Here is a 13,434-nt window from a genome sequence, read left to right as displayed (position 1 = left end):
GACCCTGTAGGAGTGAGCTTGCTCGCGATTCGATTTCATAGTCGACGAATTTATCGCCTGAACTAACGCTATCGCGAGCAAGCTCACTCCTACAAAAAAACCGTGCAATTACATCAAGGTTTTTTCTTGCGCGGGCCGGTGTTGAATACCGGAACTTTACGCACTGGCTTGGCCGATGGCGCTTCCGGGGCGGTGTCACCACTGTCGATCCACTTGCCCAGATTGCGCTTGCCGCCAGATACCTTGGGTTTCTTCGGCTTTTTCGGTTTCTTCAGGATCTGACCGCTGGCATCCGTGGTTGGCACACGATGTTCCGGCTCGAAATCCTGCTCTTCTTCACGACGCAATGTCTGGCGGGTCAGGGTTTCAATGGCTGACAGCAATTCCACTTCGTCAGCGCACACCAGCGAAATAGCTTCACCCGTCAGACCTGCACGACCGGTACGACCAATGCGGTGGATGTAATCTTCGGCGACGATGGGCAGGTCGAAGTTGACCACTGTCGGCAAGTCATCAATATCAAGACCGCGCGCGGCAACATCAGTCGCCACCAGAATCTGTACTTCACTCGCCTTGAAACGATCCAGCGCCCGCTGCCGTGTAGCCTGCGGCTTGTCGCCGTGAATACCATCAGAACTGATGCCCAGACCTTGCAGGCGATCCACCAGTTGATCGACGCCTACGCGAGTTTTGGCGAACACCAGAACCTGAGACCAGCGCAGTTTCTTCAGCAGATGGATGAACAACTCAGGCTTGCGCTTCTTGTCGACCGTCACCACCCATTGCTTGACCGACGACGCCGCCACGTTACGCGGGCTGACTTCGATAGTCAGTGGGTCGTCGAGCATCTGCGCAGCCAACTGGCGGATGGCGTCGGAGAAAGTCGCAGAGAACAGCAGCGTCTGACGTTTTTTGGGCAGCGCCTTGTAGATGTCGCGCAACTCTTCGGAGAAGCCCAGATCGAGCATGCGATCTGCTTCGTCGAGAATCAGCGTTTGCAGTTGGGAGAACTTCACCGCGTTCTGGCGATACAGATCCAGCAGACGCCCCGGCGTGGCAACCAGTACATCGACGCCCTTGCGTAGCTTCATCATCTGCGGGTTGATGCTCACGCCGCCGTAGACGGCATACGTGCTCAACGGCAGGTGTTCGGCGTACTGGCGAATGTTCTCGTGGACCTGCTCGGCCAACTCACGGGTCGGCACCAGCACCAGCGCACGCACCGAGTTGGGCGTGACTTTAGGGCCTTCCATGGTCAGACGCTGCAGCAGTGGCAAGGCGAAACCGGCAGTTTTACCGGTACCGGTCTGGGCAGCGGCCATCAGGTCACGCCCGGCCAGGACCGGTGGAATCGCCTGCGCCTGAACAGGCGTGGGAGTCTGGTAGCCGAGCGCTTCAAGCGCGCGCAGCAGGGGTTCGATCAGGCCGAGTGTGGCGAATGTCATTTGAATACCGTAGATAAATCACGCGAGATGGCGCGCAGTTTACCCTGTCCGGACTATTCCGGCCTGCACCGCCTGCGGCTTTCGCAAACGGCGTCAGGTTAATCAGTTGTAGAGACTGGCGGCGAGGCGCCAACGACAGTCGTTAAAACCCGCGCTGACGCTTGATGGCGTCGCTGATTTTCGCCGCAGGCACTTTCTGCAGGGTGCAGAGCAATTGGTGGGATATCGTGGACAGGCCGTGGGTGTGGCGCAATTCGTTAGTGAGGTGCGCAGTCAGGTTGGCCGCCATTTCAGCATCGGCCATGGCCCGGTGAGCCTTGCCGGTGTTGGGCAGTCGCGCATAGCTGGTCAGGGTGCCTAGCTTGTGATTGGGCGCCGCGGGCATCAGGCGTCGCGCCAACAGCAGGGAACAGGCGAAGCTTTGTTGGCGGCTACGTTCGATGCGCGACAGCTCGTAATCCCAGAACTTCTGGTCGAACGACGCGTTATGCGCCACCAACGGGATCGTGCCCACGAAGTCTGCCACGTCGCTCATGACTCGTTCAGCCGACGGTGCAGTGCGAATCATGCTGTTGCTGATGCCGGTCAGCGACTCAATGAAGCCTGGAATTCGCACACCGGCGTTCATCAGGCTTTGAAAACGATCAACGATGCGCCCCTGCTCCATGATCACCACAGCAATCTCCGTGGCACGGCAGCCTTGGCCGGGAGAAATACCGGTGGTTTCAAAGTCGATGACCGCTACACGTTCCAACACTTGCCTGAATCCTTAAAAAATCAACGTAAAAGGAACGCACCCTCGATGGGCACGTAACGACTGGCGGCGCGGATCAGCGAGTTGGCGGTCAGCCCCGGCACGCCATAGGCAACCGCTTCGACACCATGTTTGCTGATGATGCGCTCAAGCAACAAATCGAAATCGCCATCGCCTGAAGCCAGTACCACTTCGTCGACCTGCGGCGCGACGTCCATGATATCGATGGTAATGCCCACGTCCCAGTCACCCTTGGCCGAGCCATCACTGCGCTGGATGTACGGTTTGAGTTTGACGGTGAAACCGAGGTTGCGGAGGATTTGCTGGAATTGCTGCTGCTTGCTGTCGCCACGGTCGATGGCATAAGCGTACGCCTCAACGATTTGCCCACGCTTGCTGATGTCCGCCCACAACGCCGCATAGTTGAAATGGCAACCATGGGCCTGACGGACGGTGTAATAGAGGTTCTGTACATCGGCGAACACAGCGATTTTCTTCACCGGTAATCCTCATGACGCAGCAGCGCAGCCAAACGACAACGCCGATTCAGAAATGAATCGGCGCTTAGTATGCCAGTTTCGTGGGTGCCCCGGGCATTGGCGCCACTGCCCGGTTTTTGTAGGAGCTGCCGCAGGCTGCGAATAGCGGTGTATCAGGGGAATGGCTATCGCAGCCTTCGGCAGCTCCGACAAATCTCCATCAACGCTTCAATCAAACAAACGAATCATCATCCCCGCCATCAAAGCCGCCGTCATCCCAGCCGCCTTGATCGTTGCCGTATGAATCATTGCTGCTCACGCTCTCCTGACCATCGTTCCAGCCGCCACCAGAATCCTGAGGGCTGTGATCTGCAACCTGAGCAGGTTCTTCCTTGATAACCTCGACAACTTCTTCGGGCTGGTTGTGATTGCCGAACATGCTGCTCAGTCCCTGCGCCAGCATTACACCACCGGCGACACCGGCTGCGGTTTGCAACGCGCCGCCGAGAAAACCACCACCGCGCGGAGCCTGCTGCTGTGGCGCGGCATTGTTACCCTGCGGCGCGTTGTAAGGCGGCGGGCTGGACGGGCCATCACGCCAGCCACCACCCGATGACGCTGGCGGTTGGGAGAACGACTGCTGCGGTTGTGCTTGCGGCTGCGGACGGTTGCCTCCGCCACCGAAGATGCTCGACAGAAACCCACCACTGCCCTGCGCCGGAGCCGAGGAACCTTGAGCCTTCGCCTGCTGGAGTTCAGCCTGCAGACGCTGGATTTGCTCGTCACGCTCTTTGACCTGCTGGTTGAGCTGATTGACTGCCGCTTCCTGCACCAGGATCGCCTGCGCCATGTAATAAGGCGCGGCCGGTTGCTGGTTGAGATGCTCCTTGATCCTGGCTTCAGCCTCCACGTCGCGGGGGGCTGAAGCGGTTTCGGCACTTTTCAGCTTGGTGAAAAGACCGTCGATCAGGGTTTGCTCTTCGCTGTTCATGGCGACCTCGTTAGATTGCCGTTAAAAATCTTCGCCTGGCCGGATAGCCAGCGCGTAAGCAAGGTAATGGGGCTAATCCAGGGCGTTTCAATAGACTGTCGCAAATGTTAAGAAGGCTCTGGCCGGTGCCTGGTTAGCCAGCTAAAGTGACCGCCTGCTTTTTTTCTGCGACCCGATACTAATGAACCCGCTTACCATTCTTACCGACTCTCTGTATTTTTTTCGGCGCAACCTGACGAGCATTCTGGTGCTGTGTCTGCCGCTGGTCATCGTTGAGGCGCTGGCCAAACAGGCGCTGAGCGGTTCGCTGACGGCCAACTCTTCATCGGCCTACGAGTTACTGATCGGCCTGTTGTTCTACCCGCTCTACACCTGCGCACTGATTCTGTTTCTGGACGCCCGCAGCCGTGGCGGTGATCAGCCGCGGCCACGTGACCTGCTGGCCATGGCGTTGCGCATGTGGCCAACCTTCGCCGTGCTCTCGGCGCTGAGCACGCTGCTGATCATGTTTGGCCTGTCGCTGTTCATCCTTCCCGGCATCTGGGTGATGGTCAAACTGGTGTTCGCTGAATACCTGCTGGTCCTGCGCGGCCTGACACCACTGATGGCAATGCGCGCAAGCTTCGAGATGAGCAAAGGCCATTTCGTGCGCATCCTGACCTGCGTGCTGTGCATCTATATTCCGCTGTCGCTGCTGGAAGGCATCGCTTACTTTCTACTGCCTGAGCCGCAGAACGCTGCAGCCACGTTGCTGATTAATGTCGTGAGCAGCTTCCTGCAGTTGTTCACCAGTGTGGTGATGTTCCGCTTGTTCATGCTGCTCAACGAACCACCAGCACCACCCGAAGAGCTGGAGTAGCCGAGACGAAGGCTGTCAATCAGGTTCCAGTCGGCTATGCTCGGGCTGCACGTTGTTTGAAAAGCCCTGCAACGCGAACTTCTGACTGAACGCAGCGCGTTCTAAGCCGAGCCGATGAGTCGTCTGACCCGTTTCATTCTGATTCTTGTACTGCTGGCCAGCGTGGTGCTGGGGCTGATCTACACCCTGACCTGGCGCCCCGTTCAACGTGAAGAGCTGCCTGTGGCCTGTAGCCCTGAAGGCCATGCTCAACGTCTGGTGCCCGGGCAAGCGCTCAAAGTCATGACCTGGAACATCCAGTATCTGGCGGGCAAGCGTTACGTGTTCTGGTACGACATGGCCGATGGTAGCGGTCAGGATGAACAGCCAACGCCAGAAGATGTAGCCTTCAATCTCGATGAAGTCGCCCGGGTGATTCGTGACGAACAGCCGGATATCGTCCTGTTGCAAGAGGTGAACGACGGCGCGAAGAACACCGGTTACGACGATCAACTGGCGTTGCTGCAGGAGCGCGTGACCGACCTTTACCCGTGCAGCACCGAGGCGTTCTACTGGAAAGCCGATTTCGTGCCGAATCCGCATATCGCAGGCAGCGTCGGTATGAAGCTCGCGACCCTAAGTCGTTTCGAAATCGACCGGGCTGAACGCATCCAACTGCCGATTCGCGATGCCAACCTGATCAGTCGTCAATTCCAGCGCAAACCCGCCCTTCTGGTCAGTTATCTACCACTGCGTGACGGCGGTCATCTGGCGGTCATCAACACGCATCTGGACACTTTTGTCGAAGGCGACGACGCCATGCAGCGTCAAGTGCAGGTCACCAGCAAGCTGCTGGACAAGTTCGAAGCCAGTGGCACGCCATGGTTGATTGGCGGGGATTTCAATCTGCTGCCGCTGGGTCAGTATCAGCGCCTCCCAGCCGAGCAACGCTCGCTGTACCAGCCGGACAGCCAACTGCACGTGCTGTGGGACAAATACCCGATGATCCCCAACAACGTCGAAGCGAGCGGCATCGACCGCTCGAAATGGCTAACGCATTTCCCCAATGATCCACGCGTCAACGGCCCGGATCGCACCGTTGACTACCTGTTTTTCAGCCCGCGGCTCAAACGCGTCGGCGCTGCCGTGCGCCAGGAAGACACGCTGCTGATCTCCAATCACTTGCCAGTGATTGGGCGGTTTTTGTTGCCGGTGTTGCCGTAGATCACCTTTTCCCAACCCTAGATCTCAAGCCCAATGATGGTTGTCTTTCTGATTTCAAAAGAGTGGCTCAGATACTTCACTCAGCTTATATTGAACTCTTTCCAAGCCTACGCGCGGGATGCAAAAATCTGGAATGACGGTCCTGCTAGACGCGGAACGATAACGTCTGCTGCATTATGAATGTAAGTATTGGACTGAAGTGAGATAACGCATGGATTATGACTTTCAGACGCTTTCCCCTGATGACTTTGAAAAAATGGTTGCTGATCTATTTTCGGCTGAATGGGGGGTAACATTAGAGTCGTACAAACCAGGCAAGGACTCAGGTATTGATCTGCTGCACTCTAGAACATTCAACGATAAAGAACGCACAATACTACAGTGCAAAAGATATAAAACCGATGCATTTCCACAACTACTAAACAGCTTCAAGAAAGAATTAGAAAAAATAGAGAAAATAAAACCTAAAAAATATGTAATAGTTACATCCGTCGCATTATCTCACGCAAACAAGCTAAAACTAATAGGGATGTTAAAACCCTGGCTGAATTCGACGGGAGAAATCTACGGACAATCCGAGATCAACACATTACTCAGAAAGCACGAGCACATAATTCGGTCGCATTTTAAACTCTGGATTTCCAGCACCTCAGCACTGGAAGCAATTTTCCAAGCAAAAATATTCAATCTCACTCAATTTACACTTGATGAAATGAAAAATGAGATGTGCAAAATCGTCCTACACGAAGGATATGAGCGTGCATTATCCACGTTAAAGAAGAGTCATCATTGCATAATCGCAGGCAACCCCGGAATCGGAAAAACAACCTTGGCAAAGATTTTGTTATGTCATTACGCCCAAGAAGGATTTGAACCGATTTTAGTGCACAATGACATCGGCGATGCATGGGCGCTGGTAAGCCGACACCAGCATTCGGAAAATCAGAAAATCGCGATTCTATATGATGATTTTCTAGGCCAAACCAGATACGACCAATTGAAGTTCGGAAAAAACGAAGACGCTCAACTGATTCAACTTATAAAACTTGCAGAAAAGCGTAGCAACATACGCTTCATTCTAACGTCCAGGGAATACATCATCGCAGACGCGCGAATTTCTCACGGCGTATTTGACACAAATGCTGACAGCATCGCTAAATGCACTATCAACCTTACCGACTATAGTACAAACCACCGCGCAAAAGTTTTATTTAATCATCTTTACTTTTCAAACCTACCCACTGAAAAGCTTCAAGCAATTGTAGAAAGCAAACTTTATAAAAAAATCATAGAACACAAACACTTTAACCCACGAATCATTTCCGCAATAAGCAATAGAGCAAACAGCGAATCATTAAACAACGACGAATTCATCACATACATTAGCGCAAAATTCGATAATCCCGCAGAAATATGGAATGGGCCATTTAATAACGAAATCATGCCACTTTCTCGCTGGATTCTCGTGGTCTTATGGACAATGGGAGGCGAAGCAGAAATTGAAAAGCTCAAAGAAGCAGTTTTATCCCTAAAGACAATTGCCTTCGACACAGAATCTGCCTTGCAGTTTAACAAGTGCCTTAGAGAACTAGCTGAAAATTTTATAACCAGTGATCAATACAAACACACCAAGCACTCAGGCAAGACAATTACTGCAATAAGTTTCCAAAACCCTTCAATCAATGACTATATAGAATCCTTCCTACAAGCAGAAGCCACTTGGATCAAAACACTCTCAGAGCGAGCCGTGTTTCTCACCCAGTATGAAAAAATCGTCTCCATCCTAGAGTCACTTCCGCTGGCGGACCGCTCGTGTATAGCTCAATGCTTGCTAGCGAGAAACAGTCAAACAACCTTCAAAGCAAAGGGCGATACCTACAGAGGTCTTGGGGGACAAATAGTCTATACTGACACGGACCTATACTTAGAGAACGATACAACTTTAATACTTTTGAAGATATCCTCCCTCACTCCAGACTTGGGTGCAAGTTATGAAATAGAGAAAAAAATAACCACACATGCCGGCTGGACTCTACAGCTTGAAAATTTAGCATCTCGCAGCTCAGTTCCTTACTCCATCCGAAGGCTTGCAAGCTGGCTGATTAATTCGGCTTATTGGAAGCTCCATCAAGCAAATATAAAGCGATCCTTCTACACATCTTTTCAGCAATGTATGCACTCGCAACCTGACTGGTGTAACGAGCTAAGCACACTTAACATCCTCCATGAATGCACACAACTTTTTACTATCGAATTGAACACCTTAGACAAATTAAAGATCCAATTCGACGCAGATTGCAAAGCAAAAGAAATCTTAGACACCGAAGATAACATTCAAAGACTAGAGGAAACCGCAGACCATTTAGAGCAATTCCACCAAAGAATGAAATTCGGGACTAAGAAATTAATTTTAGATCTACGCGAAAAAGCGGAGATCAGCTACACAGACAACGAAGAAGCCAGAACAGAGATTGATGAGGCCGTCACCCAAGACAACTCGGAAGAAATCGACATTGACTTATTATTCTCAGAACTTATTAATTAAGAAATGTAAAATCTAATAAACTCACTCACCATACATAGAAATCTCCGCACGGAGATCATTTGCCGTGAGAAACCCCGCCATTTGGAAAAACATGACAACTACAAGACTTACCAAACAGGCACCACGAATGGACAGACAACCCCACTCCCACCACATGAAAAACTCCAATCTCTGAATGGAAGGCATTTCGCATATAGAACTCACGACATATGCAACAATCAGGAGCACAACAACCACTACAAAATTACTAACAATCTCTCGTTTCAAACCAGTCAGCGCACCAACGGCCACTGCATAAGCCTGTGGCTTTTGTGATTTCAACTTCTTAGGAACGTCTTTCATGACCCCCTCAACATAGTTAAAAAAAGCCAAAGTCAGAGCAGCAAATAATGTTCCCAAGAAAAACAATACCGCATTAGTATTATTAAAAACTGGACTAGCCTCCCCCCACGACCCCCATAGCACAAGGTAGGAGAGGCAGAACGAGACCGAAAAAACCAACAATAAACGCAACATGTTAACGTCTCGATAAGTTACCTATAGCTGAATAGACGTCAGCTACCATTCGGGCATCGTTATCAGCGCGCCCAGGAGCGGGTCGCCCTGTCTCCAGCTCCAACTGTCCCTCGTGCATGACCACGTCATGCGAAGGAATATCTAGGTCAATTGTGACTATAGCAGAGATGCTCTTATAAGTTTTTTTACCACCATGCTCACCTTCCGTGGTGACACTCCACTTCCCCTCGCCTTCTTCAATATAGTCTACATAATCTTCAACTGGAGCCTTGGGAACTTTTAGATCTCCATATTCGTTGGTCAGCGTGACTTTAACTTCATCCTGATCAAAAAGCTCTTTCATTGCCTTAAGCGCATCACGGGCCTTGACATTCGTTTGCAGGATATTCGGAGATATTAGCTCCAACTCAATTTTATATATTTTTTTATGTGAGCTTATCACATTCCAAAATTCACCTTTTATAGTTTTAGGCTCAATAAATATCGAATAGTTATACTGCTCTAGAACGGCGCCTTTCAAACCAGTATGAATAGCGTTCGCAATCTGCTCCTCAGAACCAAATCGCCAATCATGCTGGACAAATATATATTGATCGACAATATCAACTATAGTAATTACAGGCACCCAATCGTCAGCATCATGAGGAACTATATCACCAGGTATCTTATCGCCAACCTTTGTTATCTTGTGCTTAGCCGTCTTCCCAACCCAAAATCTTCCATCCGGAAACTCATCTGTTAAAGGTTCAACATTCGAGAAACCAACAAAACTATAACGAACTTTGTTTTTTACAAACTCACGACCATCGTCTTGGAGAGCGGAAATAACAACCGCACCCTTCGGTTTTGGCAAAGGCGTAGGAACAAGAGCGCCTTGCTTATTTTCTATTAACGAGTAGCGCAGCACCAAAAATGTCTTGATTCCTTTCACAAAATTATCCTTCGGAAAAATTTAGGTTTGGAGCTTAGAGATGCCTGGCAAATTACATGCTTTGTTCAGTGATATCAATATGGAATCAGGCGGTATTAGGAGTCAAACCGTAACGGTCGACCCTGCGTGCATAGGCAAAATATGTCACTGACGCCAGCGAATAAGCGGCTACTTTTACTCATTCGTCCTCGATAAAATTTACAACGCAGGAACTCACACCATTTGTGCGGTTCCCTATCCGAGATAACGACACCCATCCGAAAATTTCGCGGGCTCCCACAGAAAGCAGCATTCCAATCCCTTAGACGCTCAACACACTCGCGGAGCGCTACTTCCTCGGCTTGATCCGCGCCGTAGGCTCGGCTATCAGCGGGTCATCCGGCCAATAGTGCTTGGGGTATCTCCCCTTCAAATCCTTCTTCACTTCGGCATAGGTACTGCGCCAGAAGTTGGCCAGGTCTTGCGTGACCTGCACCGGACGGCGGGCGGGAGACAGCAGGTGCAGTTTGACGATCTGCCGCCCGTTGGCGATGCGTGGTGTATCGGCAAGACCAAACAGCTCTTGCAGGCGCACGGCGAGAATCGGCGGGTGTTCGCTGTAATCCAGACGCACCGATGAACCCGACGGTACGCTCAAGTGGTGTGGTGCTAGCTCATCCAGACGCTGAGGCAAAGGCCACGGCAGCAGATTGTGGAGGATCGACGACAGGTCCAGATTACTGAAATGGCTGAGCCGCGAGACCTTGCCCAGATACGGCAGCAACCAGATTTCCAGCCGCTCAAGCAAACCGGCGTTACTGACATCCGGCCATTCGCTGCTGACTTTTTGTTCTAGATCCAGAGAGCGCAGCAAAGCAACTCGCGCCTGCCATTGGCGAAGTTCGGGTGTCCACGGCAGCAGTTCAAGACCTTTACGGCGCACCAGAGCCAACAAAGCCTGACCTTTGGCGGACTCGTCCAGACGGGTCAGCGGTTCTCGGCTGAGGATCAATTCCCCAACTTTGCGCTGTCGCTCAGCACGGAACACGCCTTCGCGCTCATCCCAATCCAGTTGGTCGAGCTGAGCCACTTGTTCCGCCAACACCGAATCAAACAACGCAGGGTCGAACTCGGCCGCCATGTAGATACGCTCTTCGCGCTGTCCCTGACGACTGCCAAGATCAGCGACCACCAGCCAAGGTTGCTTCATCAATGCATCGACCTCGGCAAACAGCGCAGCACGACCATTGGCCAGTCGATACTCGGCACCGCCAGCCTTGCGTTGCTGCGCGACCCGGTCGGGATAAGCCAGCGCCAGCAGAGCGCCAAGCCAGCGCGAATGGTCTGGATCGCTGACCGGTTCAGACGCAGAACCCCGCAAATAGCTGCGGTATTGGCGAGCCAGTTGTTTGGCCCGCTGTACGCCGCCTTGTGCGCCGCGAGCTGCACGTTCAGTGCCTTCAAGCAGGCTCAAGCGACTGTGCAAATCCGCCCCCGCACCACGCAGAATGTCGCGCTCGCCAAGTAAAGCGGCAACATCGCAGGCCAGACTGCCAAGCCCCAGCGCCTGACCGCGCAACAGCAAATGGGCGATACGTGGATGCGCAGGCAACTCAGCCATGGCCTGACCGTGAGAGGTAAGTTTGGGCTCCTCACCCGGCTGGCTGTTCAAGGCGCCGAGGCGTCGCAGCAAATCCTGAGCCTGACCATAAGCCGCGGCCGGTGGCACGTCGAGCCAGACCAATTGCGTCGGCATCACGCCCCAGCGCGCCAGTTGCAAGGCTAAACCGGCGAGATCTGCCTGCAGGATTTCCGCCGCGCCATACGCAGAGAGTTGTTCGTGCTGAGCTTCGGACCACAGCCGATAACACACGCCTGGCTCCAACCGTCCCGCTCGACCGGCACGCTGGGTAGCGCTGGCTCTGGAGATGCGCTGCGTATCGAGGCGGGTCATGCCACTGCCCGGATCAAATCGCGGCACTCGCGCCAGACCGGCGTCGATCACCACGCGTACACCATCAATGGTCAAACTGGTTTCGGCAATATTCGTCGCCAGCACCACTTTGCGAATGCCTTTCGGTGCAGGCTCTATAGCCGCGCGCTGGGCGTTCAGGTCCAGTTCGCCATGTAACGGGCACAGCAGAATGTCGGGGCGCGAGCCCAGCGCATCCGCCAGTTGCTGATTAACCCGCCGAATCTCGGCCTGCCCCGGCAAGAAAACCAGCAGGCTACCGCTTTGATCGTTGATCGCATCCAGGACGGTCTGTACCACACGCGGCTCGATGAATTCGCCGGGCTGAAACGGTCGACCCCACTGCATCTGCACCGGGAACATGCGACCGTCACTGCGTACCACCGGTGCGTTTTCCAGCAGACTGGAAAGCCGCTCGCCCTCTAGCGTGGCTGACATGAGCAGGATTTTCAGAGGCTGCTCGTCGCGGAACAATTCCCTGCCATTGAGGCTCAACGCCAGGGCCAGGTCTGCATCAAGGCTGCGCTCATGAAACTCGTCAAAAATCAGCAAACCCACGCCTTCCAGCGCCGGATCATCCTGCAGGCGACGGGTCAGAATGCCTTCGGTGACAACTTCGATACGTGTGTTGGGGCCGACCTTGCTTTCCAGACGGATCCGGTAGCCAACGGTCTCACCGACCTTTTCACCCAGCTCACTGGCCAGTCGCTCCGCCGCTGCCCGTGCCGCCAGCCGGCGCGGCTCAAGCATCAGAATGGTTTGCCCGGCCAGCCAGGCTTCCTCAAGCAGCGCCAACGGCACGCGAGTGGTTTTGCCTGCACCGGGCGGCGCTTCAAGCACCGCTTCATGGCGCTCGGACAAAGCCTGGCGCAGGTCGGGTAAAACGGCATCGATGGGCAGGGAAATCATGGCGGCTCCAGAACAGGCCGCCGATTATACGTGCCGAAGGCTACTTGAGCTTGAAACGAGCGTCGCCTGTCAGCCGGTACAACAATTCAATACCTTCTGGCCAAGGCCCGTATCCGGATTGGCCATTGATGTGCCCGGCATTCTCCAGCCAGATCAACTCGCTGCCCCACGCCTCGCTGAAGAAGCGTGCTCGCTCTTGGGTGACATAGGGGTCATCCGTGCTCGCCACCGTGATGGTCGGGAATGGCAGGCGTTGCGTCGACATCGGTGTGAAACCGCGAGTGCCTGGTGGATAGCTCTCCGCTTCCGTATCGCTGGGTGCCACGAGCAAAGCGCCGCGGACCTTATGCGCCTCTGGATATTGCTCGGCCCAACGGTTGATCAAGGTGCAGGCCAGACTGTGGCCAACCAGCAGGACTTCACCGTCGGTCGCCATGATTTCCTGATTGAGGCGCTCGACCCAGTCCGCAGCGACCGGTGTTTCCCAGTCCTGTTGCTCAACCCTATGCAACTCGGGGAACTGCCGCTCCCACTGCGATTGCCAATGCGCTTCGCCCGAGTTGAACAGCCCCGGCAAAATCAAAACCCTGACTGACATCATTCGTCTCCTTTTAAATACGTGGGCAATATGCAGTGCCTTGGGTAGCGGGTAAATCCCGGATGCTCCCAGCCGAGAACTGTAGGAGATCGCCCAGTGCACTTACACAGCGCTGTCGCTCAGCAAACACTGGCCCCTGTAGGAGTGAGCTTGCTCGCGATAGCGGTGGAGCTGTTGAAAAATCAGCGTCTGACCAGGCGCTATCGCGAGCAAGCTCACTCCTACTGAAAAAGCATTAAAACTCAAAGCGTTA

The 13,434-nt window shown here is 53.5% G+C and carries 11 protein-coding genes; 3 read left to right on the top strand and 8 right to left on the bottom strand.

Going from position 1 to position 13,434, the window contains the following annotated elements; genetic code table 11:
• Positions 1-113: 113 nt before the first annotated feature.
• The 4 genes from ACYASS_RS05015 to ACYASS_RS05000 form a co-directional block, all read right to left on the bottom strand.
• Complete coding sequence (locus ACYASS_RS05015; RefSeq protein WP_463585293.1) at positions 114-1,445, bottom strand: DEAD/DEAH box helicase; 1,332 nt, start codon at positions 1,443-1,445, stop codon at positions 114-116.
• A gap of 142 nt (positions 1,446-1,587) precedes the next feature.
• Positions 1,588-2,199: a 3'-5' exonuclease gene (locus ACYASS_RS05010; protein WP_243247884.1), complete on the bottom strand. Its 612-nt coding sequence runs from the start codon at positions 2,197-2,199 to the stop codon at positions 1,588-1,590.
• Between the two features lie 23 nt (positions 2,200-2,222).
• A complete protein-coding gene (locus tag ACYASS_RS05005) occupies positions 2,223-2,699 on the bottom strand; it encodes an NYN domain-containing protein (RefSeq protein ID WP_243247853.1) in 477 nt (158 codons plus the stop codon).
• 211 nt (positions 2,700-2,910) lie between these two features.
• Positions 2,911-3,669: a DUF2076 domain-containing protein gene (locus ACYASS_RS05000; protein ID WP_463585292.1), complete on the bottom strand. Its 759-nt coding sequence runs from the start codon at positions 3,667-3,669 to the stop codon at positions 2,911-2,913.
• A gap of 181 nt (positions 3,670-3,850) precedes the next feature.
• Between ACYASS_RS05000 and ACYASS_RS04995 the strand changes: the two genes are divergently transcribed.
• From ACYASS_RS04995 to ACYASS_RS04985, 3 genes are all read left to right on the top strand, one after another.
• A complete protein-coding gene (locus ACYASS_RS04995; protein ID WP_243247851.1) occupies positions 3,851-4,528 on the top strand; it encodes a YciC family protein in 678 nt (225 codons plus the stop codon).
• A gap of 114 nt (positions 4,529-4,642) precedes the next feature.
• A complete protein-coding gene (locus ACYASS_RS04990) occupies positions 4,643-5,731 on the top strand; it encodes an endonuclease/exonuclease/phosphatase family protein (RefSeq protein WP_463585291.1) in 1,089 nt (362 codons plus the stop codon).
• A gap of 211 nt (positions 5,732-5,942) precedes the next feature.
• Entirely contained in the window at positions 5,943-8,276 is a 2,334-nt protein-coding gene (locus ACYASS_RS04985; protein ID WP_463585290.1) for an nSTAND3 domain-containing NTPase, read from the top strand.
• 21 nt (positions 8,277-8,297) lie between these two features.
• Here the strand turns inward: ACYASS_RS04985 and ACYASS_RS04980 are convergent, their stop codons facing one another.
• From ACYASS_RS04980 to ACYASS_RS04965, 4 genes are all read right to left on the bottom strand, one after another.
• A complete protein-coding gene (locus ACYASS_RS04980; protein WP_463585289.1) occupies positions 8,298-8,792 on the bottom strand; it encodes a hypothetical protein in 495 nt (164 codons plus the stop codon).
• 1 nt (position 8,793) lies between these two features.
• Positions 8,794-9,723, bottom strand: a complete 930-nt coding sequence (locus tag ACYASS_RS04975) for a hypothetical protein (protein ID WP_463585288.1) — start codon at positions 9,721-9,723, stop codon at positions 8,794-8,796.
• Positions 9,724-10,051: 328 nt separating this feature from the next.
• On the bottom strand, positions 10,052-12,583 hold the full coding sequence (gene hrpB / locus ACYASS_RS04970) for an ATP-dependent helicase HrpB (protein ID WP_463585287.1): 2,532 nt from the start codon (positions 12,581-12,583) through the stop codon (positions 10,052-10,054).
• A 40-nt stretch (positions 12,584-12,623) separates the two neighbouring features.
• A complete protein-coding gene (locus ACYASS_RS04965) occupies positions 12,624-13,181 on the bottom strand; it encodes an RBBP9/YdeN family alpha/beta hydrolase (RefSeq protein WP_463585286.1) in 558 nt (185 codons plus the stop codon).
• Between the last annotated feature and the right edge of the window lie 253 nt (positions 13,182-13,434).

This window comes from Pseudomonas sp. HP_14 (assembly GCF_055283875.1).
Note: the sequence above shows the minus strand (reverse complement) of the source record. Positions and strands in the feature narration are given on the sequence as shown.